We start from the raw sequence: 23,890 nt of genomic DNA on the forward strand, positions 1-23,890 counted from the left end.
AGTGACCACAGGTCTGGGTATGCCGGCCGCGCCGGCGCCCACGCTGGCGCCGCGTCGCACGACACGCCAGCTGATGGTCCGCGATGTCGGGGTAGGCAGCGATCACCCGATTTCGGTGCAATCGATGTGCACCACCAAGACTCATGACGTCAACTCGACCCTCCAACAGATCGCCGAGTTGACCGCCGCCGGCTGTCACATCGTCCGGGTGGCGTGCCCGCGTCAGGAAGACGCCGACGCGCTTGCCGCGATCGCCACGAAGAGTCAGATCCCGGTCATCGCCGACATCCACTTCCAGCCGAAGTACATCTTCGCCGCGATAGATGCGGGGTGCGCGGCCGTTCGGGTTAATCCCGGCAACATCAAGGAATTCGACGGCCGAGTCGGTGAGGTCGCGAAAGCCGCCGGCGCCGCGGGTATTCCGATTCGCATCGGTGTCAACGCCGGATCGCTGGACCAGCGGTTCATGGCGAAGTACGGCAAGGCGACCCCCGAAGCGCTGGTCGAGTCGGCGCTGTGGGAGGCCTCGCTGTTCGAGGAACACGGCTTCGGCGACATCAAGATCAGCGTCAAGCACAACGACCCGGTGGTGATGGTCGCGGCGTACGAGCAGCTGGCCGCCAGGTGCGACTACCCGCTGCACCTCGGCGTCACCGAGGCCGGCCCGGCCTTCCAGGGCACCATCAAGTCCGCGGTCGCGTTCGGCGCCCTGCTGTCGCGGGGCATCGGCGACACCATCCGGGTGTCGTTGTCGGCGCCGCCGGTCGAGGAGGTCAAGGTCGGCACCCAGATTCTGGAATCGCTGAACCTGCGGCCGCGCGGGCTGGAGATCGTGTCCTGCCCGTCGTGCGGGCGTGCGCAGGTCGACGTCTACCGCCTGGCCAACGAAGTCACCGCCGGCCTCGAAGGGCTCGACGTTCCGTTGCGGGTGGCCGTGATGGGCTGCGTCGTCAACGGGCCCGGGGAGGCCCGCGAGGCCGACCTCGGCGTTGCCTCAGGTAACGGCAAGGGTCAGATCTTCGTCCGGGGCGAGGTGATCAAGACCGTGCCCGAGGCGCAGATCGTCGAGACGCTGATCGAAGAGGCAATGCGATTGGCTAACGAGACGGGCACTGAAGGGTCAACGGCAAGCGGTTCGCCAGTGGTGACCGTAAGCTGACGTTGGCCTGATCCGGCCGAGTAATCCGTCGCAGAAAGAGTCAGTATGTCGGCTCCGCCGATCCGCCGCATGGTCAGCGAGCGACGGGTGTCTGTTGTCCGCGATGGCGCCTCGGTGCGCAAGGTCTTCGACGACGACCCGGTCGGCTCGTGCATGGTGGCCGCGCGGGTGGCCGATCACGGCATGGACCCCAACTCGATCGGTGGCGAGTTGTGGACGCGCCGCGGGCCCGACGAGTCGTTGTGCTTCGCCGGCGCGAACCTGATTCCGCTGCGCGGTCGCCCGAGTGACCTGTATGCGTTCGCCGATGCGGCGCTGACCGGACCGCGGCGCTGCTCGTCGCTGGTCGGGCGTGCCGAGTTGGTGATGCCGATGTGGCAGCGCCTGGAACCGGCCTGGGGTCCGGCCCGCGATGTGCGTGACCGTCAGCCGTTGATGTCGCTGACCACCATGCCGACCTGCGCGATCGATCCTGGTGTGCGACAGGTCAAGCCGGACGAACTCGACACCTACCTGGTGGCGGCGATCGACATGTTCATCGGCGAGGTCGGTGTCGACCCGCGATTCGGCGATGGTGGGCGGGGCTACCGGCGCCGGGTCGCCAGCTTGATTGCGGCCGGCCGGGCGTGGGCCCGCTTCGAGAACGGCAAGGTGGTCTTCAAGGCCGAGGTCGGGTCGCAGTCACCGACGGTCAGCCAGATCCAAGGGGTCTGGGTGCATCCCGAGTGGCGCGGCCGAGGCCTCGGAACGGCGGGCACCGCGACGCTGGCCGCGGTGATCGTCGGCACCGGCCGCACGGCCAGCCTGTACGTCAACGACTTCAACAACGTCGCGCGGGCGACGTACGACCGCATCGGCTTCGCCGAGATCGGCACCTTCGCCACGGTCCTGCTGGACTGACACGCAGAGGCAGATAGCGGCTGAATTGCGAAGCGCTGCGGCAGTAATCGCCGTATACGCCATAGTGCCGTCGACGGCAGCGGAGCCGCACACGTTCAAGTATCAGCCGGTCAGGTGTAGTGCAGGTGGCATTGTGCGATGCGGATTTCATCGCCGACGATCTTGTAGGCAAGGCGGTGTTCAGCGGTGATGCGTCGTAACGGATAGCCGCGAAATCCAGGCCTGAGCGGCTCGGGCTTTCCGATTCCGTCGTTGCCGTGGCGCTGAATATCGGCGATTAGCAGGTTGATCCGGCGCACCAGCTTGCGGTCCTGCTGCTGCCAAAACAGGTAGTCATCCCATGCCAGTTCATCCCATACCAGCTGCACGGCTCACTAATCAGATCGTGTGTGCTGCCCTGGCCAGTCTCCAATCGTCCGGTGCGTCGAGTGTGCGTCCAGGGCGGCCTGGTGCGTCGAGTGTGTATTCCTGGCGGCGACACGCCGAGGAGCTCCGCCCTATGCGCACACTGAAATACCTGAGCGCACACTCGATGCCGGTGGCCCACGATCGACGGCGGCGGACCGTCTGAGCCCGGTCCGCGGCAGCGGGGCGGAGCCGCCACGCCGAAACCTCTGCCGCACATGCTGAATCACCGATAGCCGGGCGACCACCGGCAAACCCCAGCTTCATCATGTTCCTGCGCCGAGATCCGCACAACCTCCCGCGGCGGATCTGGCTCCAACGTTGATTTCGGGGCAAACGGCGGTGCGCCTACGCCGGACCCGACGTTTTGTTTCTTAACATCAATCACAATGGCAACAAGATTCTCAGTGGCATCAGCGGCAACAGTTGGTGTGGCGGTGCTGGTCACGACGACCGCGGTGTCGGCTTGCACGCCGAAACAGGAGGGGCCCGCGCCGGCGGCCCAGAAATTCTTCGCGGCGCTGGCCGTCGGCGACACCGGTGCGGCCGCTGAGCTCAGCGACAACCCCAGCGACGCGCGTGAGGCGCTCAATGCGGCCTGGGCCGGGTTGCAGGCCAGCCATCTGGACACCCAGATCACCGGATCGAAGTATGCCGAGGACACCGGCTCGGTCAGCTACCGCTACACCTGGCACCTGCCCAAGAACCGGATGTGGACCTACGACGGGCAGCTGAAAATGGCTCGCTACGAAGGTCGTTGGCAGGTCCGCTGGAAAAGCACCGACGTGCATCCGCGACTCGGCGAGCATCAAAGGCTGGAACTGCGGGCCGATCCGCCCAAGCGTGCGTCGGTCAACGAAGTCGGCGGCACAGACGTGCTGGCGCCCGGCTACCTCTACCACTACACCCTGGACGCATCCCAGGCCGGCGCCTTTTTGATCAGCACCGCCCGGTCGGTGGTCGACGCACTGCATCCCTTCGACGACACGATCAACGACCCACAGCGCCTGGCCGAACAGGCCAGCGGCACCGGCAAACCGGTCGACCTGATCACGCTGCGCACCGATGACAACAACCGCATCGCCCCGATGCTGGGCACCCTGCCCGGCGTGGTGATTACCCCGCAGGCCGACTTGCTGCCGACCGACTACCACTTCGCGCCGGCCCTGATCAACCAGGTGAAGAAGGCGGTGATCGAGCAGCTCGACGGCGAGGCGGGCTGGCGGGTGGTCAGCATCAACCAGAACAACGTCGATCTGGCTGTGCTGCACGAGGTTCAGCCATCGCCGGCCCCGTCGGTGTCGATCAGTCTGGACCGCGCCGTGCAGAACGCCGCTCAGCGCGCGGTCGACAACCAGGGCCGGCAGGCGATGATCGTGGTGATCAAACCGTCGACGGGGGAGATCCTCGCGGTCGCACAGAATTCCGCGACCGACGCGGTGGGCCCGCTGGCGACTACCGGCCTCTACCCACCGGGGTCGACGTTCAAGATGATCACGGCGGGCGCAGCGCTTGAGCGCGACATCGCAAGCCCCAACACACTTTTAGGCTGTCCCGGCCACCTCGACATCGGGCAGCGGGTCGTTCCCAACTACGGCGGATTCGATCTCGGCGTGGTCCCGATGTCGCGTGCGTTCGCCAGTTCGTGCAACACCACCTTCGCCGAGTTGGCCAGCCAGATGCCACCGCGTGGCCTGGCGCAGGCCGCCCACCAATACGGATTGGGGTTGGACTACCAGATCGACGGCATCAACACGGTCACCGGATCGGTGCCGCCGACGGTCGATCTGGCCGAGCGCACCGAGGACGGCTTCGGCCAGGGCAAGGTGCTGGCATCTCCGTTCGGCATGGCGATGGTCGCCGCGACGGTAGCCGCCGGAAAGACGCCGGTGCCCACGCTCATTGAGGGACGACCGACGACGATCACCGGCGACACCACACCGATCAGCGAGAAGATGATCGAAGGTCTGCGACCGATGATGCGGTTAGTGGTGACCAACGGCACCGGCAAGGAGATCGCGGGCTGCGGCGAGGTGTACGCAAAGACCGGTGAGGCCGAGTTCCCCGGCGGGTCGCATGCCTGGTTCGCCGGCTACCGCGGCGACCTGGCCTTCGCGTCGCTGATCGTCGGGGGCGGCAGCTCGGAGTACGCGGTGCGGATGACCAAGTTCTTCTTCGACGCGATGCCGCCGGGCTATCTGGCTTGAGAGTCGCTGCCCGCGGTCGCTACGAGCCGAATGCGCTTGCCAGGGTCCGGTCGAACGTCTTGATGCGGGTGACACCGCGACGCTGGCAGCACGCCAGGTGAAGCAGATCGCGCGCACCGAGACCCCGGTGGCGGTTGTGCAGGCTTCGGGCGTGAAAGACGTCAGCGGGTTCGACAGGCCAGCTCTCAGTCAGCGAGCGTGCCAATGTCAGCGCTGCGTCCAGCGTGGCTACCCGGCCGACAGGTAGGTAGGCGTGTAGCAATTCGTGAATCACCTCAGCCGACGTGACAAGTCGGTCGACCTGCTCCACGCTGTGGGCGAAGAAATCGCGGGCCGGCGTCCGCAGCGGGTGGTCGCGACCGACGGCGTACATGAACACGTTGGTATCGACGAAGATCATGTCGTCGAGGCGCCACTGCCACGGGACTCCTGTATCACCTGGAGATGGCGCTCCCAGTCAGGTTCGGGCTCGCTGTCTTCAGGCAGCGATGTGAAAAACTCGCGCAGCTCGGCGGTGGTGCGGATCGGACGCTGCTGTTGGGCTTCGAGTCGCTTGAGACCTGCCTGGCGCAGCCAGTTGCTCAGCGACAGGTGCTCTGCGGCGGCCTGCTGACGAAAAGCCTCCCGCTCCTCATCGGAGAGGATTACCTGAACTCGACTACCCATGTGTAGTGATGTTACACACCACTCGGGCCCGCCGCGGTAATGGTGTGGACAAAGCCGTCGCCCGGCCGCGAGGGGCGACCGGGCGACAGGGATTGCTCGCCGAGCGAGTGGACTTCGGGGGCTCCGGTGAGTCCGCTGCCGGCTCGACGATGACGAAGTGCCTGAACCGGCGGGGAAAACCCCCCATCCCCGCCGGTTCAGGCGATCACCTCAGAGAGGTGGATCTGTGCGCCGGATCAGGCGAACGGCGCCCCAGTCAGCAGGTCGAGCAGCGGGGTAAGGACGTAGTCCAGACCGGTCGGAGTCAGCAGACCGTAGTCCAGGCCGGTGGCCAGGTAGCCCAGGGCGGTGTCCGGAACCAGGTACGCGCCGGCGCCGTCGGTGATAGTGCCGGTGACTCCGGCTGTCGTCTGCTCGTAGAACGCGCTGGGGTCGATCGCGTTGACCAGGTTTTCCAGCCCGTGGTCGCCGGCGGTCTGTTCGAACGTGGTGACGTCGGTGGTGAACGCCTCGTAACCGGTAAGGTTCGACTGCGCATCCGACAAGTCCAGCGCGGCGTTGTCTACGCCCTGGGTGCCGTGGGAGCCGAACAGCATGTCGTACGCGTCGTTCGGTTTAAAGGTGTCGCCGGTGGCGGCGACGGCCGAGCCGTCGGCGTACGAGTCGACGACCGGCGTGTCAGCGTGGGCGGTGCCCATGCCGACGAACGCGGCGACTGCTGCGCCGGCCATGGCTGCGCCGATGCCCAAGCCGGTAAACTTACTCTGACTCATGTGCGAGTCTCCAATCTAGTTGTCCCTCCGGATGGATTGTGGGGTTGCCGCCCCACAGTCGTGTGGCTCGCACATGAGTTCTTCTCCCCCTCATGGCGGACGAGCCGTCCGACGGATCGAAAGCTTACAACAAGAATCGGTCACTGTTAAGCGAACCTTTAATAAACAACTCAGGTGAAGGTCTAGCTGCGCTAAGCCCACTCTTACCCGCCGTTCGAGGCGGTCGACCTGTTGAAGATCGAATCAATGCAGCGGGTCGGACGCCGCGTCGGATTGTCGGATCAGTGCCGACGCGGGCAAAGCAGCAGTTGGGCGCGTTGCTTAGTAGTGCTTTGTTGTTGGTAACCCCGACCGGCGGCGTTCGCGGCAGTCGGCCCGGATCTCGCCATTCAAGAAAAAGTCCGGTAAATCGGATTAATAATCCGAGTTCTCGAACTATTCGTCTGAGAAGCGTCGACAATGGATTTGACACTTCAATCCATAACGTCAACAACATAAACACGATTACGTTACTTGAGCATTAACGTGGAATGCTGCCGCGCAGGGGAAGCTCAGTGCCGGGATCATGGAGAACTCAATTGTCGTCCTTGTGGCATTAACTCGACCACTGCACGGGGCGGCCGTGCAGTGGACCTCACCGACGGGCGACGGCGGTAGATTGGTAGCGCCATGACACGTCCAGACCAACTGTCCGAACTGCGCGTCTCCGATGCCGACCGCAACGGCACGCTGCGGCGCCTGCACAATGCGGTTGCCCTCGGGCTGATCGACATCGGCGAGTTCGAGGAGCGGTCGACCCACGTGTCCTCCGCCCGCACCCGTCACGAGTTGGACAGCCTGGTGGGCGATCTGCCCGGGCCCGGGGCCATCGTCACCTCCGCTGCCGACCGAGTCGAGTTGCGCGGCTGGGCCGGATCGCTCAAGCGCCACGGGGAATGGACGGTCCCGACCCGGTTGGCGTTGGTGCGGCGGATGGGCTCGGTCGAACTGGATCTGGTCAAGGCCCGATTCGCCGGGCCGGTGGTCGTCATCGAACTCGACATGCGCTTCGGTTCGGTCGAGATCCGCTTGCCCGACGGTGCCAGCGCATCGATCGACGACGTCGAGGTGTATGGCGGCAGCGCCAGCGATCGGCGCAAGATCGCGCCGGCCGAGGGCGCTCCGCATGTGGTGCTGACCGGACGGGTGGTATGCGGCTCGGTCAAGGTCAAGGGTCCCCGCCGGTCGCTGATGCGCCGCCGCGGCGCCTGACTCTGCGCCCACGGCGACAAAGTGCGGCTTAGCCCGCACCGCAGAGTCAACGTCGTCGGCGGTGGATTCGGCCCGGTTAAGCTGGTGAGCATGCCTGTTCGTTCCGCCCTGTCCGCCGGCGTGGTGTCGCCGATGCTGCCGGTGCCCATATCGATCGCACGCCCGGAATACGTCGGCAAGCCCACGGCGCGGGAGGGCACCGAGCCCTGGGTGCAGACGCCCGAGGTGATCGAGAAAATGCGGGTGGCCGGGCGGATTGCGGCCGGGGCGCTCGCGGAGGCGGGCAAGGCCGTCGCGCCCGGCGTCACCACTGACGCGCTGGACCGCATCGCCCACGACTACATGGTCGACCACGGCGCCTACCCGTCGACGTTGGGCTACAAGGGTTATCCCAAATCGTGCTGCACCTCGCTGAACGAGGTGATCTGCCACGGCATCCCCGATTCGACGGTGATCGAGGACGGTGACATCGTCAACATCGACGTCACCGCTTACCTCGACGGTGTGCACGGCGACACCAACGCCACGTTCCTGGCCGGCGACGTCGCGCAGGAACACCGGCTGCTGGTCGAGCGCACCCACGAGGCGACGATGCGGGCGATCAACGCCGTCAAACCGGGCCGTGCGCTGTCGGTGGTCGGCCGGGTCATCGAGTCGTACGCAAACCGGTTCGGCTACAACGTCGTTCGCGACTTCACCGGCCATGGGATCGGCACCACGTTCCACAACGGACTGGTGGTACTGCACTACGACCAGCCGGCCGTCACCACCATCCTCGAGCCAGGCATGACGTTCACCATCGAACCGATGATCAACCTCGGCTCGCTGGACTACGAGATCTGGGACGACGACTGGACCGTCGTCACCACAGACCGCAAGTGGAGTGCGCAATTCGAGCACACCCTGTTGGTCACCGACTCCGGCGCGGAAATCCTCACGTGGGCGTGAGGTTTCTAGCGCGAGCAGACGCAGAATCGCATCGTCGGGTCGGTAATAGTGCGATTCTGCGTCTGCTCGCCGCAGAAAGGTGAGCGGCGCGCTGCTGGTCGCCGGCACCACCTCCGACGCGGGCAAGTCGATGGTGGTCGCCGGGCTCTGCCGGTCGCTGGCGCGCAACGGAATTCGGGTCGCGCCGTTCAAGGCGCAGAACATGTCGAACAACTCGGCGGTCACCGTCGAGGGCGGGGAGATCGGCCGGGCTCAGGCGATGCAGGCGCGCGCCGCCGGTCTGGCGCCCAGCGTTCGATTCAACCCGATCCTGCTCAAGCCGGGCAGCGACATGACCTCGCAGGTGGTGATCAAGGGTAAGGTCGCCGGCACCGCCAGCGCCGCGGGGTACTGGTCACACCGCGACAAGCTGTCGGCCGTCGTGCAGGACGAATTGGCAAAGCTGCGAACCGAATTCGATGCGGTGATCTGTGAGGGAGCCGGGTCGCCGGCCGAAATCAACCTGCGTGCAACCGACTTGGTGAACATGGGCCTGGCCCGGGCGGCGAATCTCCCGGTCGTGATCGTCGGCGACATCGACCGCGGCGGGCTGCTCGCGCATCTGTTCGGGACGGTGGCGGTGCTCGACCCGGACGACCAAGCATTGATCGCCGGATTCATCGTCAACAAATTCCGCGGCGACGTCGCATTGCTGGAGCCCGGTCTGCGCCAACTCGCCGACCTCAGCGGCCGGCCCACCTACGGGGTGTTGCCCTACACCGAGGACCTGTGGCTGGACACCGAAGACGCCGTCGCGGTGCTGGCGCACCGCGTGCTGGGCACGCCGCGACCGCCGCGCGGCGACCAGTGGCTGCGGGTCGCGGTGCTGCGGTTGCCGCGGATTTCCAACTCCACCGACGTCGAAGCGCTGGCCTGCGAACCCGGGGTGTTGGTCCGGTGGGCACGGGAGCCCGCCGACCTGGCCGACGCAGACGTGATCGTGCTGCCGGGAACCAAGGCCACCGTCGCTGACCTGGCCTGGCTGCGCGAGCGTGGACTCGAGGAAGCGATCCGCTCACATGCCGACTCGGGCCGGGCCGTGTTGGGCATCTGCGGCGGCTTCCAAATGCTGTGCCGGTCGATCGACGACCCAGTCGAGAGCCGGTCCGGCCGGGTCTCTGCGATGGGGATGCTGGACGCCGACATCACGTTCGCACCGGCGAAGGTGTTGCGCCGGCGGGAGGACTCGCTACACGGCTACGAGATCCACCACGGCCGGGTGGGCCGCTGCGCGGAGGACACCTGGTTCGACGTCGACGGCGTGGCGGAGGGGTATCGGCGCGGCCAGGTGTTCGGGACGCACTGGCACGGCTTGTTCGACAACGACGACTTCCGCCGGCGGTGGCTGACGACGGCCGCGACGGCCGCGGGCCGGGACGGATTCGTGGTTGCCGACGACACCGACGTCGCCGCCCGACGGGATGCCCAGCTGGACCTGATGGCCGATCTGTTGGACGCGCACCTCGACGTCGACGCGGTCACCGGACTGCTGAACGACGGGCCGCCGAGGCGTTCGACGATCGTCACGGGGTTGCGCTGACAGCGGCCAACGGCCCCCGCAATCAACGCTTTTCGTCGAAGACGACAAGCGTTGTCACCGGCGTCGGCGCAAGCTCGGTGTTGCGAGAACGTTTCCAATCGCCACTCGGCTACCGATCCGGTCGAAAATCGCCCGCACGCGGGGCAATTCACTGTAATTTGCTCCTGTGCCTTCGGCGATGATGACGACCGTCGACGGGTTTCCGATCCAGGTCTGCGACACCGGTCCGGAGAACGGCTCCGTCGTCGTGCTGCTGTGTGCGGCGCAGCGGGCACTGCCGGCCTACGACGCGGTGTGCGAGCGTCTGCACACCGCCTCGCTGCGCACGATTGCGATCGCTGCGGACCCCCGCCTGACACCCAAGTCGGTGGTGGGCATTCTCGACGTGCTCGACGTCAGCTGGGGTGTGCTGGTCGGTGACCGCGACGGTGCCGAACTGGCCTGGGAGTTGGCCGCCACCCGGCTGGACCGCTTCACCGGCCTGGTGGTGATCGACCGAGGCCATCCGCGTGTCGCCGACCGTGTCGGCGTCATCCGCGACAGCGACTGTCCACCGGTGGAAATCAACACCACGGCCCTGGTCAGCGACTCCGCGGCGCACTCGGTGGCCCAGGCCAGTCAGCGGTTCGTCTACGGCGACTACCGGGTGGTGGAGTTGCTCGGGCGACGCAACGCGCACGAGTCGACGGCGCAGTTGGCCGCCGAGATCGTCCTACGTGCCAGCACCTGGTGACCGCGGCGAACCAAGTCGCTACGGAAGTGGCTGTTGTGCCCGGTGTTTCAGATGGGAAAAGATCTGGCTAATGCCACCGCGCCGCGCCGCGCCGCCTCGGCATTCTTGTCAGTGCTTGTCCCTACCCTGCTGTCATGGTGCAACACCTTCGCGTCGACGGCGAGGACCTGACGCCCCACTTCGATTCCGCGACGATCGCACGCGGCGTGCAATATGCCTATGAGGGTCGCGTCGAAGACGTCTACTGGGAGCGGGACGGCCGCACCCTGAGTGGGCGCTGCTACGGATCGCGCGCTCACATCTACGGCGTCGCAGTCGGCTTCAAGAGTCTCGGCCGACGTCCGGTCATCGAGTGGACCGACTGTACGTGCCCGGTCGGTGCGTACTGCAAGCATGCTGTCGCGCTGGTCTTGACGGCGGCCGTCAACGATCCGGGGCCAACCGAGCGTTGGCGTGCGGTAGTTGACCACGTGCTCACCGAGATCGCGGAACCGATTGCCCCCACCGGTAGCTGCCCGATCGGGTTGCAATTTTCGTTCGTCGGACGAACGCGATACCGCTCCGGCGACGCGATCGGGCTGCGCCCGGTGACCGTCGGCAAACGCGGAACCTGGATCAAACGTGGGCTGAGTTGGCAGCGCCTGCTCTATGACAGCCAGCCAGCCCAGTTCAATCCGCGGCAGTATCAAGCCATTCGGACGCTCGCGTTGGAAGTGCAGCGTTCCGGCTCGGTATGTTACGGCGAGACCTGGACTATGACTGGCATGCCGGGGACTATCTGGTCGACGCTGAAAGAAGCCGAGGACGCCGGGGTGGAAATGGTCGCTGACCGCACCACGGGTTTGCTGTCGGTCGAGTTCATCAAAAACGCCCAATTGGGTCTGGACTTCGCCGCCGACGGCGCCGGCGGGTCAACCATGTCGGTGACCCTGCTGCTCGACGGTGAGCCGTGCGACCCCGGCGGGGTCGGCCTCCTCGGGAGCCCGTCCCGGCACGGCGTCCACCAGATCACCGATGGCGTGTTGCGGTTGGGTGAGTTCGACCCGGTTCCCGGCCGGACCATGCTGGACCTCATCGCGCGCGGCGAACAGGTGCATATCCCCGCCGAGGACGTCGGCGAGTTCTCCGTGAGCGTCCTTCCGCGGCTCACAAGCAGGGTGGCCGTGGAGATCGAGGAGGGCGTGTTCACCCCGCCCAGCATCGTCGGGCCGGCTCCGGTACTGACCGTCACGATGACCGACACGGGTGCGCGCGCGTACTGGAGCACCCGGTATGACGTCGACGACAAACATCACGACTTCGATCCGGATTCGCCGGCACAGCTGAGCGGTTATCGCGATCCAACCGCCGAAGACGGTGTCTGGCAGCGGGTTGCGCCCGCGTTGCGCGCGGTCGCCGCGACGTCGCGAACCTGGAAACATCAAGCTGGACAGCATGTTCGGCGACGGATGGACGTTGTCTTGGATGCTGCGATCATCGGCGAACTGAGCGCCATCGGGAAGGCCGACGACGCCACGGCGGCAGCCACGGCGGCATCATTGACGACATTGCGCTCGGCTGTCGATCTGACCGCTGCCGAGGCGGCGGTGTTGTGCGGTGAGGTGTTACCTGGACTTGATTGCGTCGATGCACTGATCATCGAGATCGACGAGCGCGCACCTGATTTCCGTGCCGCACAGACCAGTCCCCAGCTGGATTTCGGCGGCACCGAGCCGGTGCACACCGACTGGTTCGACCTGAACATCACCGTGCAGGTCGACGGACACAGCGTGCCGCTACCCGAGGTGATCAGCGAATTAGCCTCGGGTGCAACACATATGCTGTTGCCCAACGGCGTCTACTTTCAGCTCGACACGCCCGAGCTGGTTCGCCTGCGGGAATTGCTCGATGAAGCCCGCGCGCTCGGCGAGATCGACGGCACAAAGGCGAACGCCAGGTCGCTGAACGCCACCTTGTGGGAGGAGCTGCTCGCGCTGGGCGTGGTCGATCAGCAGCTGGCCGACTGGCGGTGCAACCTGGCGCGGCTGGCCACGGCTCGACCACCGGCGCCTGTCGAGGTTCCCGAACAGCTGGACGCCACACTGCGGGCCTATCAGCGCGACGGGCTGGACTGGTTGTCGTTCTTGTGGGACAACGGTCTTGGCGGGGTGCTGGCTGACGACATGGGCCTGGGCAAGACGGTGCAGACGCTGGCGTTGATCGCGCGTGCCGCCGCCGCAGGCGCCGGCAGGTTTCTCGTGGTCGCACCGACCAGCGTGGTCGGCAACTGGGTCGCCGAGGCCCGCACGTTCACCCCCACGCTTCGTGCCGTCGCCGTCAGCGCGACCGAGGCTCGATCAGGTGTACCGCTGGCGGATCTGGCGGCCGGGGCCGACATCGTGGTGACTACCTATGCGCTGTTGCGCATCGACTATGAGGCATACGCGGCGCTCGCCTGGGCCGGACTCATCCTCGACGAGGCTCAGTTCGTCAAGAACCACAACGCCAAGACCCATCACTGCGTCCGTCGGCTCGACGCCGGGTTCAAACTGGCCATCACCGGCACCCCGATGGAAAACAACCTGATGGAGCTGTGGGCGTTGCTGTCGATCACGGTGCCGGGACTGTTTCCCTCGCCCAGGGCGTTCACCGACTACTTCCGCAAGCCGATCGAATCGGGCGGCAACCGCGAGCGGCTTCCGGTGCTACGCCGGCGGATCAAACCGGTGATGCTACGGCGCAACAAGACCCAGGTGGCGACCGAGTTACCGGCCAAACAGGAACAGCAGCTCACGATCGACCTGAGCGCCAAACACCGCAAGATCTACGACACCCGACTGGCCCGCGAGCGACAGAAGGTGTTGGGCCTGCTGGGGGAGTGGGAGAAGAACCGGTTCCAGATCTTCCGGTCGTTGACCGTGTTGCGCCAGTTGAGTCTGCATCCCGGCCTGGTCGACCGGTCGGACATCAACAGCGGGTCGGCAAAGATCGACTACCTGGTCGAGCAGCTGCCACAGTTGGTGGCCGAAGGCCACAGCGCGCTGGTGTTCAGCCAGTTCACCGGATTCCTGGGCATCCTGCGGGCGCACTTGGACGCAGCCGGTCTGGACTACAGCTATCTGGACGGAAAGGTCAACGCCAAAGGACGCGCGGCCGCTCTGGCGAAGTTCCGCGACGGCGCCACCGGGGTGTTCCTGATCAGCCTGAAGGCCGGCGGCTTCGGGCTCAACCTGACCGAGGCCGACTACTGCTTCCTGTGCGACCCCTGGTGGAGCCCGGCCGCTGAAGCCCAGGCCGTCGACCGCACCCATCGGATCGGCCAGACCCGACCGGTCACCGTCTACCGCCTCGTGTCGCAGAGCACCATCGAGGAAAAGGTGGTGGCGCTGCAGCAGCGCAAACGGGAACTGTTCACCGCCGTCGTCGACGAGGGTGAGCTGTTCAGTTCCGCGCTCACCGCGTCGGATGTGCGTGAACTGCTCGGATAGCGGGCTGTATGCGTGCTGTCGTACGCACGACGACGACCACTGTCCCTCCGGGATCGACGTACTGTGATGCGGAATCATCCACCTCAGAACCCCGGCAGGAAAGCATTGTGACTGGTCTCAGATCGGGCATGTTGTCACCGGCGGACCTTGAGCGACAAGTCGCCGCCGGTGATGTCGACACCGTGATCGTCGCGTTCGGTGACATGCAGGGCCGGCTGGTGGGCAAGCGGATCTCGGCGGGGTTTTTCCTCGACGAGGTTGCGCACAGTGGTGCCGAATGCTGCAACTACCTACTCGCGGTCGACGTCGACATGAACACCGTCACCGGCTACGCGATGTCGGGCTGGGGCACCGGCTACGGCGACATGGCAATGAAGCCGGATCTGAGGACGCTGCGACGGATTCCGTGGTTGCCCGGCACAGCGCTGGTGCTCGCCGATGTGGAGTTCCAGGACGGCACGGCGATCGAGCCCGCCCCGCGTCGAGTGTTGCGTCGCCAGCTGGATCGCTTGGCTGAGCGCGGGCTGCGTGCCTACGTCGCCACCGAACTGGAATTCATGGTCTTCGACGACACCTTTCGCCAGGCCTGGGCCAACGGCTATCGCGAGTTGACGCCGGCCAGCGACTACAACATGGACTACGCGGTGACGGCCTCCAGCCGCCTCGAGCCGCTGCTGCGCGACATCCGGCAGCACATGCAGGGCGCGGGTCTGCGCTGGGAAGCCGTCAAGGGCGAGTGCAACCGCGGGCAGCAGGAGCTCGGGTTCGGCTACGACGAGGCGCTGATCACCTGCGACAACCACGGCATCTACAAGAGCGGCGCGAAGGAAATCGCCGACCAGCACGGCAAGTCGCTCACCTTCATGTCCAAATACGATGAGCGCGAAGGCAACAGCTGCCACATTCACATGTCTGTTCGTTCGTTGGACGGCACCCCGGTGTTCGCCGACGACGATCAACCGCTCGGCATGTCGCAGACGTTTCGCAGTTTCATTGCCGGCCAGTTGGCCACATTGCCCGAGCTCACGCTGCTCTACGCGCCGAACATCAACTCCTACAAGCGGTTTGCTGATCGCAGCTTCGCGCCCACGGTGGTGGCGTGGGGGCTGGACAATCGGACCTGCGCGCTACGCGTCGTCGGCCAGGGCGACAGCATGCGGGTGGAATGTCGGGTGCCCGGCGGCGACGTCAACCAGTACCTGGCCGTAGCGGGTTTGATCGCCGGTGGGTTGCACGGTATCGAGTGCGAATTGGCGTTGCCGGAGCCGTGCGTGGGCAACGCGTACGACGACGGAGCCGGGCGGTTGCCCGCTACGCTGGCCGAAGCCGCGTCGCTTTTCGATGCGTCGACCGTCGCCCGGCAGGCGTTCGGCGATGCGGTGGTCGACCATTACGTCAACAACGCCCACGTCGAGGTGGCCGCATTCAACGCGGCGGTCACCGATTGGGAGAGGGTTCGCGGGTTTGAGCGGTTTTGATCCGGTGTCAAGCTCCAGGCCACCGGTGATCGGCCTGACCACCTATCTACAACGGGCCCAGACCGGAGTCTGGGACGTGCGCGCCAGTCTCCTTCCGGCCGTCTACTTTCAGGGCGTCACCGCGGCCGGCGGGGTGGCGGTGCTGCTGCCCCCGCAGCCGGTGGATTCCGAGATCGCCGATCGTGTCCTGGACGGCCTGGACGGGCTGCTGATCACCGGGGGCACGGACGTCGATCCCGCCGCCTACGGCCAACAGCCGCATCCCGACACCGATCAACCCGGACAGCAGCGCGACGCGTGGGAGTTCGCGCTGCTGCGCGCGGCCATCCAGCGGCAGCTTCCGGTGCTGGGCATCTGCCGCGGCGCGCAGGTGCTCAATGTCGCACTCGGCGGAACGCTGCATCAACACCTGCCCGACGTGATCGGCCACAGCGGACACCGGGCGGGCAACGCGGTGTTCACCACGTTGCCGGTGCGCACCGTCGCCGGTACCCGGCTGGCCGCGGTGGTCGGCGAATCCGTTGACGCGCGGTGCTATCACCACCAGGGGATCGACGAACTCGGCGAGGGCCTGGTGGTCAGCGGCTGGGATGCCGATAGTGTGATCGAGGCAGTGGAGCTGCCGGGGCCCGGCTTCGTGCTCGCGGTGCAGTGGCATCCGGAGGAGAGTCTGGACGACCTGCGACTGTTCTCGGCGATCGTCGAGGCGGCACGGACCTATGCGAGGAGCGGCACAAGATGACTCTGGATCTCAGTCGGCGGCTGGCGGGCAAAGTCGCCGTGGTGACCGGTGGCGGTGGCGGTATCGGGCGGGCTTCCGCGCGGCGGCTGCACGCCGAGGGCGCCACCGTGGTAATCGGCGACATCGACGAGCGCGCCGGTGCCGCGGCGGCCGACGAGCTGGGCGGACTGTTTGTGCCAGTGGATGTTTCGGACGAGACCTCGGTTAACGCGCTCTACGACATCGCAGCCGACCGCTGCGGCTCGATCGACATCGCGGTCAACAACGCCGGCATCTCGCCGCCGGATGACGACCTGATCGAGAACACCGAACTGCCGGCCTGGCAGAAGGTGCAGGACGTCAACCTGAAATCGGTGTACCTGTGCTGCCGGGCCGTGCTGCGGCACATGGCGCCCGCCGGCCACGGGTCGATCGTCAACATCGCGTCGTTCGTCGCGGTGATGGGATCGGCCACCTCGCAGATCTCCTACACCGCGTCCAAAGGCGGGGTGTTGGCGATGTCGCGTGAGCTCGGTGTGCAATTCGCCCGACAGGGGATTCGGGTCAACGCGCTGTGTCCGGGCCCGGTGAATACTCCACTGCTGCAAGAGCTTTTCGCCAAGGATCCCGAGCGCGCGGCCCGGCGGATGGTGCACGTGCCGATGGGCCGGTTCGGTGAAGCCGACGAAATCGCCGCTGTCGTGGCGTTTTTGGCCAGCGACGACGCATCGTTCATTACCGCGGCGACATATCTGGTCGACGGCGGCATCAGCGCCGCCTACACGACGCCGTTGTAGCGCTACCGGTTACCCGGCTACCGGTGATTGCATCATCACTGTCGGGCGGAAGCCGTATTGGGGAGCGGCGGCGTTGAGACGGTTTCCGGCCGCATTGACGAGCGGTATTCCGGGCATGCCGGGCGCGACTACAGGTGGAGGCGCGAGGGGCATCCCACCCAGGGCCGCCCCGGACAACGGGCTCATCGCAGGGGCGGCCGTTGTCCAGCTGGGCGGCACGGCCAACGCTCCGATCGCCGCACCATGACCCATGGCGGCCGACACCCCGCCGCCAAGGCTGCCCAGCCCTGCAGCAGGAGCCGCCAGTGCACTGCCGAGTCCGTCGGCCGCTGCCGCCGCATCTCCGGCCGCAGCCCCGGCCGCCTGAGACGCCGCGCCGGAACCTCCGAGGCCGATTAAATCCGTCATCGTGCCCAGAAAGTTGCCCGGCATGTAGAAGCCTGAGGAAAAGATGGTGTTCCAGAGATTGTCGTTCAGCCCCAAACCACTCGACGAGAATAGGTCATTGAACAGTCCCGAGAGTCCGGTGCTCGACGTCGAATTCCCAGACAGCAAACCCGCGACACCCTGAATGCCGGCGCTCGACGACGCCGACGACGCGGGCGAGGCCAGGCCTTGTAGCGCACTGGGCACCGCATGCACCAGTTGAGACAGCTGTGCCGACGTTCCGGTTCCGGTTGTCTGACCGACCGTGGTGGTCGCCGGCGGTTCAAGAAACGGCGTCAACGCCGATGCGGCAGCCGATGATCCGGCGTAGCCGTACATTGCCGCGGCGTCTTGGGCCCACATCTCGGCGTAGTGGGCTTCGGTCTGCGCGATCGCCGGGGTGTTCTGGCCGAGGATGTTGGTGGCGACCAGCGATGCCAGCAATGTGCGGTTGGCAACGATCACCGGTGGGGGGACCGTCGCGGTGAACGCGGTTTCGTAAACGCTGGCCGCTGCTTTGGCGTGGCTGGCGGCCTGTTCTGCCTGCGCAGCAGCAACATTCATCCATGACACGTATGGCGCGGCGGCGCTCGCCATCGACGCGGACGCCGGTCCTCGCCATGGACCGCTAGTGATACCGGAGATCAGCGACCCGTATTCGTTTGCTGCCGAGAACATCTCAGTGGCGAGATTATTCCAGGATGCTGCCGCCGCGATCATCGGCCCGGAACCTGGACCGGCATACATCAGCCCGGAGTTTACTTCCGGAGGTAATACTGCGAAATCCATTGCAGAACTCCTTAACCGGTAGCAACCGTGTTGGCGAACTCGGTGGTGGCGTAGGAATCAGCGCCGGCCGCCAACATCGCCACGAACATCTGGTGAATAGACGTGGCCTGCGCGCTGACCGATTGGTACGCGTGCGCATGCATTACGAATTGCAGTGCTGTCAAAGCCGATACCTCATCAGAGGCGGCCGGTATCAGACCCGTGGTCGGGACTAATGCCGCGCTGTTCTGCGCTTGAAGTCTCGAGCCGACGGATTGAAGATTGTCCGCTGCGGCGGAAAGGGTCTCCGGTAGGATGGACACGAATGACATGGAATTCTCCTTTGAATCAGGACGCACGACGACAACGCAAGTCCGATACCCGGACATGCGTGAAAAATCCTTGAGCGCAGGCTGATTGCAGACAGCAAGCACCGCAGCGGGGCGTAAGCCATCCGCTCAGCTCAGCGGCGTACCTTTTCTCGGGTGTCGCACCCGAGTGCGGCGTGGTGGTGATCGCGACCTGGGATGGACCCAAGCCGATTCGTTAACGCGTCTCAGCCGACGCGTGCGGCCGGCACCGTCCACTTCTCCTCGATACGCGCATAGCGCCAGATCAACACGGCCCCAACCCAAGTCACCACGAACAGACCGACGATCATAAAACCGATCGCGTTGAGATCGATGCCGCCCAGCCAGGTCCAGAATCCGCCGCTCCAACCGAGCTGTTCGGCGAGCAGCCCGAGCAATTCCACGGTGCCGATGAGCAGCGCCACCACCACCGACAGGCCGGTGATGGTGATGTTGTAGTAGACCTTGCGAACCGGATTCGAAAACGCCCAGCCGTAAGCGAAATTCATGAACGAGCCGTCGACGGTGTCCAGCAGGCACATGCCCGCGGTGAACAGCACCGGCAAGCACAAGATGGCGTACCACGGCAGACCCGCCGCCGCGCTGGTGCCGGCCAGCACCAACAGTGCGACCTCGGTGGCGGTATCGAAGCCCAGCCCGAACAACAGGCCCACCGGATACATGTGCCAGGATGCGGTAACCGATTTGGTGAAGCGGCCGAGCACCCGGTTGAGCAGTCCGCGGTTGTTCAGCTGCGTGTCGAGCTCGTCCTCGTCGTACTCGCCGCGGCGCATCTGGGCGAACACCCGCAGAATGCCGACCAGGATCACCACATTGATCGCGGCGATCAAACACAAGAACACGCCGGAGACGCTGGTGCCGATCAAGCTGGTGTAGTGGTGCAGGGCCGACGAGCCTTGCTCGACCGGCCCGATGATCGCTTTGAGGCCGAACGCGATGAGCAGGGCCAGCCCGAACACCACCGACGAATGGCCCAGGGAGAAGAAGAATCCGACGGCAAGCGGCCGCTGGCCGTCGTTCATCAGCGTGCGGGTGGTGTTGTCGATCGCGGCGATGTGGTCGGCGTCGAATGCGTGGCGCAGCCCCAGCGTGTACGCGGTCAGGCCGATACCGAATCCGAACGCCTTGTCTCCGACGCTCAAGTGCGCCGGCTCGACCACGAGTACCATTGTGCCCCAACCGATTACATGCAGCGCGATGATCACCGCGAACATCGATCCCAAGCGCAGCCACTCGTCGGTCGTCAACGCGGCCGGAAGTCGAGGCAGCGACGGGAGGTGCCTACCGAGTGTGTCAGTGGCCATGTCGCGTCCCGTCTGGAGATACAATCCCAACCTTCTACGGTAAACCGCCGGCAGGCGTCATGCAGACGATTCGCAGGAATTCTGCAAGTTATTTGCAAGTAGAAGATAGCGGAGTTGATCACCCCCGGAAGGTGATGAGCGGGATCGCCATCTCGACCGGGGTGGCTGCGCCATGGAAACCGACAAGTCGAGCGACCTCCGGTGGCTCGTGACCGGTGGCCAGCACCGCCGTGTCGTCTAGGCAAGTGACGACGACATCGCCGATCCGCGGCAAGTGCGCGGGACGCACGGTTCCGAACCGCCCAGCCGCGACAGCGTCGTCGCGGCTGCGTACCTCGGCCTGCCCGGCTAGCAGCTCGCCCCAGGTGGCGATCACGTCGGACGCCGCGCCTGGCTCGGTGTGCAGGTAGCGCACGCGAGGATCGCCGGCGACCGCGCGCACACCCGCACGCAACCGCGGATCGGCGTCGAGGTCGATCCGCCGGTCCATCGGCACATTCAGACCGCCGTGGTCGGCCGTGACCAGCAGCGCGGCGTCCGACGGCAACGCCTCGACCAGTCGGGTCAGCAGCGCATCGACGCGGACGGCCGCGGCGTGCCACTCCGGGGAAGCGACGCCGAACACGTGTGCCGCGGTATCGAGTTCGGCGGTGTAGGCGTAGACCAATCCCGGCGCGGTGCGGACCTGATCGGTCACCAGTTGGGCGTAATCGTCGTCGCTGTGTGCGCCGACGAATTGCGCGCCGCGGTACGCCGCCTCGGTCAAGCCGCTGCCGAGGAACGCCGCAGGCAGGACGGCCCGGGCTGCAACACCGGCCTGACGCAGACGCTCGAACCACGTTGGGACGGGCTGCCACCCCGCCGGCGGGGGATCGTCCCGCCAGCAGATGTGGTTGAGCACCCGGTCGGAGTCGGGACACTTGACGGTGAAGCCGAGGATCCCGTGCTCGCCCGGTGCGACCCCGGTGGTCAGCGACGCCAGGCTGGTCGGTGTGGTGGACGGGAAGGTGCAGGCGAGTTCGTCGAGCCGGCCGGCGTCACCAGCCAGCACCGACGCCAACAGCGGTGCATCGGCGGCCAGCGCCGGTAACAGGTGCCAGCCCATCCCGTCGACGAGCACGACCGCGACGCACCGCCCGTCGCCCACCCAGTCGGTCACCCCCAGCGCGTCGTGCGCCCCGTCAACGGACAGCAGCGCGGCCGCGGCAGGCAGCACATCGCAGATTGAAGCGGGCACAGACGTCAGTCTGGCAGCCATGGCGCGCATGCTGAGTGATACTGAATGGGTGGCCAAACCCCCGGCGCGGGATCCCGCCGTCACCGAGCGGATCGGCGAGCTGCTGCGGGCCCATGGTCTGCGCCGGATGGCGTCCCGGATCGCGGTCTTGGCGGTGCTCGAGCCGGCCCATACCCACCTGTCCGTCGCGGAAATCGACCAGCGGCTGTGCGAGTGCTTACCAGCCGAAGACCAGCCACCGGACTTGGCGACGATCTACCGCACGGTGACCACGCTGGTCGACCAGGGAGTGCTGCATGCGCTGACGCTCGAGGGCGGGGTCACCACGTACGGCCTGGCCGCCGACCCGCACCATCACGCGGTGTGCACGCGCTGCGGCTCGATCATCGAAGTGCCGGCAGGGCGACTGGCCTCTGCGCTGGAGCAGGCGAGCGCGGGCAGTTCGTTCACGCTGTCCGAACGCGCCGGCCTCACCCTGCACGGACTGTGCCCGCAGTGCCAAAGTGAACCAGGCGAGGCAGTTGCACGACGCTAAACGTGCGCCAGCCGTTGATTGGTCACGTGGATTTGGCGGGTGGTGCTGTCGGCCAGCGCCTGGATCTGCTCGGGTCGCAGCCGGCCGCATAGCCGGCCCCAGTGGATCGCCACCTGGTCGCCGACCGCCACGTCGGGCACCGCGCTGTACCCGTCGGCCCACACCTCGCACCGGCGCGCCGACGGCTCGGACAGGCTCATCGCCTGCCCGTCCCACGCCAGTCCGCGGCGCGACACCTCGACCTCGTCGCTGTCGCGGGAAAGCACTGTGCCCCAGGTGATCCGGCAATTATCCAGCACACTCAACGGGTGCTCGTCGAAGCTTCCGCCACTACGGCCCAGCAGCCGCGACCACGGATAGACACCGAAGACGTGAAAGCAGTGGTTGGCGGCCGCCTCGCTCGCCAGATCCGCGGTGAGGTGCCCCCAATAGTGGCTCGCCTTCGGACCGATGAGAGCGAGCAACTCGTCGACGAACTCATCCGGATCGAGCCCGGCGCCGATGCCACCACCGAGCCAGTAGGATTCGACAAGCCGGTAATCCAGCGGATCGCTGATGCCGGTCAACTTCGCCAACACCCGCAAGTAGGGCCAGGCGCCGGAAAACGTTGTCGCCGCCCGTCGTACATCCTCGATCGACCCGTCGCGCAATGTCGCGCCCAGTGGTGGGCCGCAAAAGCCCAGTGCGTTCGGCGCATACGCGTAGCGGGCGAACATCTGCACACCGACGGTGTCCTTGATGGTCAAGTGCGCGCCACCAGTTTGACCGCGTCGCGGTGCATGCGGCCGAAGTTGTAATAGGCCGCGCAGGCTCCCTCGGGTGACACCATGCAGGTGCCGATCGGCGTCTCCGGGGTACACGCGGTGCCGAAAACCTTGCACTCCCACGGCTTGAGCACACCCTTGAGTACCTCGCCGCACTGGCACGCCTTCGGGTCGGCGACCCGCACGCCGGGCATCGAGAATCGTAGTTCGGCGTCGAACTCCGCGAAGTCGTCGTGCAGTCGCAGTGCGCTCTGTGAGATGAATCCCAGTCCGCGCCATTCGAAGTGCGGACGCAACGCGAACACCGTGCCCATCAGCGCCAGTGCGGCCGGGTTACCGTTTTCGGGCACCACCCGTTTGTACTGGTTCTCCACCTCGCAACGACCTTCGCGGATCTGGCGCAGCAGCATCGTCACCGCCGCCAGAATGTCCAATGGCTCGAATCCGGCTACCACCAAAGGCTTTCCGTACACCTCAGGCACGAAACGGTATGGCCGGTTGCCCACCACCGTCGACACATGTCCGGGGCCGATGAAGCCGGACAGCCGCAGGTCCGGTGATTCCAGGATGGCCTTGATCGGCGGCACGATCGTGACGTGGTTGCAGAACACGCTGAAATTGCGCAGGTTAAGGTCGCGGGCCCGCATCAGCGTCACCGCGGTCGACGGGGCGGTGGTCTCGAATCCGATGGCGAAGAACACCACGTGTTTGTCCGGGTTGTCGACCGCGATCTTGAGCGCGTCCAGCGGTGAGTAGACGAACCGGACGTCGGCGCCGCGTGCCTTGGCGTCTAGTAGGCTGCCGGCCGAGCCCGGTACCCGCATCATGTCGCCGAAGCAGGTGAAGATCACGTCGGGTTGGCCGGCCAGCCACATCGCGTCGTCGATACGGCCCATCGGGATCACGCACACCGGGCATCCTGGGCCATGCACCAGTTCGACGTTGTCGGGCAGCAGATGTTCGATGCCGTGCCGGTAGATGGTGTGAGTGTGCCCGCCGCAGACCTCCATGAACTTGAAGTGGTCGGGGCCGCTTCCCGCCAGGTGCTCGATGGCAGTCAACAGCTTGCGCGCCGCGGCCGGATCGCGGAATTCGTCAACGAATTTCATGGTGTGCCCCTTACGTGATCGCCGACGAGTCGAAGGCTTCGATTTCGGTGGTGTACGCCTCGCCCAACTTCTTGACGGCGGCCAAAGTCAGCAACGCCTCGGTTTCGTCGATCTTGGCCATCGCGAAGCCGACATGGACCAGTACCCAGTCGTCGCGCTCGGGCATGTCGTCTTCCAGCAGCCGAACACTGATCGTCCGCTGCACGCCGCTGACATCGACTTTCGCTAAATAGTTTGCCGGATCGGTGATTTCGACGATCCGGCCCGGAATCCCCAGACACATGTGCGGTGA

The 23,890-nt window shown here is 65.9% G+C and carries 23 protein-coding genes; 12 read left to right on the plus strand and 11 right to left on the minus strand.

Annotated features, from left to right (window positions below):
- Window position 1: 1 nt before the first annotated feature.
- Together ispG and ABDV69_RS01215 are read left to right on the plus strand one after the other, a co-directional pair.
- On the plus strand, window positions 2-1,159 hold the full coding sequence (gene ispG / locus ABDV69_RS01210) for a flavodoxin-dependent (E)-4-hydroxy-3-methylbut-2-enyl-diphosphate synthase (protein WP_343571509.1): 1,158 nt from the start codon (window positions 2-4) through the stop codon (window positions 1,157-1,159).
- A gap of 45 nt (window positions 1,160-1,204) precedes the next feature.
- Window positions 1,205-2,059 (plus strand): GNAT family N-acetyltransferase, encoded by an 855-nt coding sequence (locus ABDV69_RS01215; protein ID WP_343571510.1) that lies wholly within the window; start codon window positions 1,205-1,207, stop codon window positions 2,057-2,059.
- A gap of 110 nt (window positions 2,060-2,169) precedes the next feature.
- Here the strand turns inward: ABDV69_RS01215 and ABDV69_RS01220 are convergent, their stop codons facing one another.
- Window positions 2,170-2,427 (minus strand): Txe/YoeB family addiction module toxin, encoded by a 258-nt coding sequence (locus ABDV69_RS01220; RefSeq protein ID WP_343571511.1) that lies wholly within the window; start codon window positions 2,425-2,427, stop codon window positions 2,170-2,172.
- 426 nt (window positions 2,428-2,853) lie between these two features.
- Between ABDV69_RS01220 and ABDV69_RS01225 the strand changes: the two genes are divergently transcribed.
- On the plus strand, window positions 2,854-4,671 hold the full coding sequence (locus ABDV69_RS01225; RefSeq protein WP_343571512.1) for a penicillin-binding transpeptidase domain-containing protein: 1,818 nt from the start codon (window positions 2,854-2,856) through the stop codon (window positions 4,669-4,671).
- A 19-nt stretch (window positions 4,672-4,690) separates the two neighbouring features.
- On the opposite strand, the gene ABDV69_RS01230 is transcribed toward ABDV69_RS01225, so the two are convergent.
- The 3 genes from ABDV69_RS01230 to ABDV69_RS01240 form a co-directional block, all read right to left on the minus strand.
- Complete coding sequence (locus ABDV69_RS01230; RefSeq protein WP_343571513.1) at window positions 4,691-5,071, minus strand: type II toxin-antitoxin system VapC family toxin; 381 nt, start codon at window positions 5,069-5,071, stop codon at window positions 4,691-4,693.
- A complete protein-coding gene (locus ABDV69_RS01235; RefSeq protein ID WP_343571514.1) occupies window positions 5,068-5,337 on the minus strand; it encodes an antitoxin in 270 nt (89 codons plus the stop codon). The genes ABDV69_RS01230 and ABDV69_RS01235 overlap by 4 nt, the downstream gene beginning before the upstream one ends.
- A gap of 236 nt (window positions 5,338-5,573) precedes the next feature.
- Window positions 5,574-6,110, minus strand: coding sequence for a hypothetical protein (locus tag ABDV69_RS01240; RefSeq protein WP_343571515.1), 537 nt, complete (start codon window positions 6,108-6,110; stop codon window positions 5,574-5,576).
- A 669-nt stretch (window positions 6,111-6,779) separates the two neighbouring features.
- Between ABDV69_RS01240 and ABDV69_RS01245 the strand changes: the two genes are divergently transcribed.
- The 8 genes from ABDV69_RS01245 (at window position 6,780) to ABDV69_RS01280 (ending at window position 17,084) form a co-directional block, all read left to right on the plus strand.
- A complete protein-coding gene (locus ABDV69_RS01245; protein WP_343571516.1) occupies window positions 6,780-7,361 on the plus strand; it encodes a DUF1707 domain-containing protein in 582 nt (193 codons plus the stop codon).
- A gap of 90 nt (window positions 7,362-7,451) precedes the next feature.
- Window positions 7,452-8,309 (plus strand): type I methionyl aminopeptidase, encoded by an 858-nt coding sequence (map, locus tag ABDV69_RS01250; protein WP_343571517.1) that lies wholly within the window; start codon window positions 7,452-7,454, stop codon window positions 8,307-8,309.
- A 79-nt stretch (window positions 8,310-8,388) separates the two neighbouring features.
- On the plus strand, window positions 8,389-9,888 hold the full coding sequence (locus ABDV69_RS01255; protein WP_343571518.1) for a cobyric acid synthase: 1,500 nt from the start codon (window positions 8,389-8,391) through the stop codon (window positions 9,886-9,888).
- Window positions 9,889-10,069: 181 nt separating this feature from the next.
- On the plus strand, window positions 10,070-10,621 hold the full coding sequence (locus tag ABDV69_RS01260; RefSeq protein ID WP_343571591.1) for an alpha/beta hydrolase: 552 nt from the start codon (window positions 10,070-10,072) through the stop codon (window positions 10,619-10,621).
- A gap of 134 nt (window positions 10,622-10,755) precedes the next feature.
- Window positions 10,756-14,088, plus strand: a complete 3,333-nt coding sequence (locus ABDV69_RS01265) for a DEAD/DEAH box helicase (RefSeq protein ID WP_343571519.1) — start codon at window positions 10,756-10,758, stop codon at window positions 14,086-14,088.
- Between the two features lie 107 nt (window positions 14,089-14,195).
- A complete protein-coding gene (locus tag ABDV69_RS01270; RefSeq protein ID WP_343571520.1) occupies window positions 14,196-15,566 on the plus strand; it encodes a glutamine synthetase family protein in 1,371 nt (456 codons plus the stop codon).
- Complete coding sequence (locus ABDV69_RS01275; protein WP_343571521.1) at window positions 15,463-16,308, plus strand: gamma-glutamyl-gamma-aminobutyrate hydrolase family protein; 846 nt, start codon at window positions 15,463-15,465, stop codon at window positions 16,306-16,308. The genes ABDV69_RS01270 and ABDV69_RS01275 overlap by 104 nt, the downstream gene beginning before the upstream one ends.
- A complete protein-coding gene (locus ABDV69_RS01280; protein ID WP_343571522.1) occupies window positions 16,305-17,084 on the plus strand; it encodes a 3-oxoacyl-ACP reductase in 780 nt (259 codons plus the stop codon). The genes ABDV69_RS01275 and ABDV69_RS01280 overlap by 4 nt, the downstream gene beginning before the upstream one ends.
- Window positions 17,085-17,093: 9 nt before the next feature.
- Here ABDV69_RS01280 and ABDV69_RS01285 read toward each other — a convergent pair whose 3' ends face one another.
- The 4 genes from ABDV69_RS01285 to ABDV69_RS01300 form a co-directional block, all read right to left on the minus strand.
- Complete coding sequence (locus ABDV69_RS01285; protein ID WP_343571523.1) at window positions 17,094-18,299, minus strand: PPE family protein; 1,206 nt, start codon at window positions 18,297-18,299, stop codon at window positions 17,094-17,096.
- 11 nt (window positions 18,300-18,310) lie between these two features.
- Window positions 18,311-18,610: a PE family protein gene (locus ABDV69_RS01290; RefSeq protein ID WP_343571524.1), complete on the minus strand. Its 300-nt coding sequence runs from the start codon at window positions 18,608-18,610 to the stop codon at window positions 18,311-18,313.
- Between the two features lie 224 nt (window positions 18,611-18,834).
- Window positions 18,835-19,953, minus strand: coding sequence for a HoxN/HupN/NixA family nickel/cobalt transporter (locus tag ABDV69_RS01295; RefSeq protein ID WP_343571525.1), 1,119 nt, complete (start codon window positions 19,951-19,953; stop codon window positions 18,835-18,837).
- 118 nt (window positions 19,954-20,071) lie between these two features.
- Window positions 20,072-21,190: a nucleotide pyrophosphatase/phosphodiesterase family protein gene (locus ABDV69_RS01300; protein WP_343571526.1), complete on the minus strand. Its 1,119-nt coding sequence runs from the start codon at window positions 21,188-21,190 to the stop codon at window positions 20,072-20,074.
- Between the two features lie 19 nt (window positions 21,191-21,209).
- On the opposite strand from ABDV69_RS01300, the gene ABDV69_RS01305 reads away from it, so the two are divergent.
- On the plus strand, window positions 21,210-21,725 hold the full coding sequence (locus ABDV69_RS01305) for a Fur family transcriptional regulator (protein ID WP_343571527.1): 516 nt from the start codon (window positions 21,210-21,212) through the stop codon (window positions 21,723-21,725).
- Here ABDV69_RS01305 and ABDV69_RS01310 read toward each other — a convergent pair.
- From ABDV69_RS01310 to ABDV69_RS01320, 3 genes are read right to left on the minus strand one after another with little or no spacing between them, the layout of a single operon-like run.
- Window positions 21,722-22,471 carry a DUF6390 family protein gene (locus ABDV69_RS01310; RefSeq protein WP_343571528.1) on the minus strand — a complete coding sequence of 250 codons (750 nt, stop codon included), beginning with the start codon at window positions 22,469-22,471 and terminating at the stop codon, window positions 21,722-21,724. The genes ABDV69_RS01305 and ABDV69_RS01310 overlap by 4 nt on opposite strands.
- On the minus strand, window positions 22,468-23,598 hold the full coding sequence (hypD, locus tag ABDV69_RS01315; protein ID WP_343571529.1) for a hydrogenase formation protein HypD: 1,131 nt from the start codon (window positions 23,596-23,598) through the stop codon (window positions 22,468-22,470). Before hypD ends, ABDV69_RS01310 begins: the two co-directional genes overlap by 4 nt.
- A gap of 10 nt (window positions 23,599-23,608) precedes the next feature.
- Window positions 23,609-23,881, minus strand: a complete 273-nt coding sequence (locus ABDV69_RS01320) for a HypC/HybG/HupF family hydrogenase formation chaperone (RefSeq protein ID WP_343571530.1) — start codon at window positions 23,879-23,881, stop codon at window positions 23,609-23,611.
- Window positions 23,882-23,890: the final 9 nt, after the last annotated feature.

Origin of the sequence: Mycobacterium sp. (assembly GCF_039583785.1) — a bacterium.
GTDB lineage: Bacteria > Actinomycetota > Actinomycetes > Mycobacteriales > Mycobacteriaceae > Mycobacterium.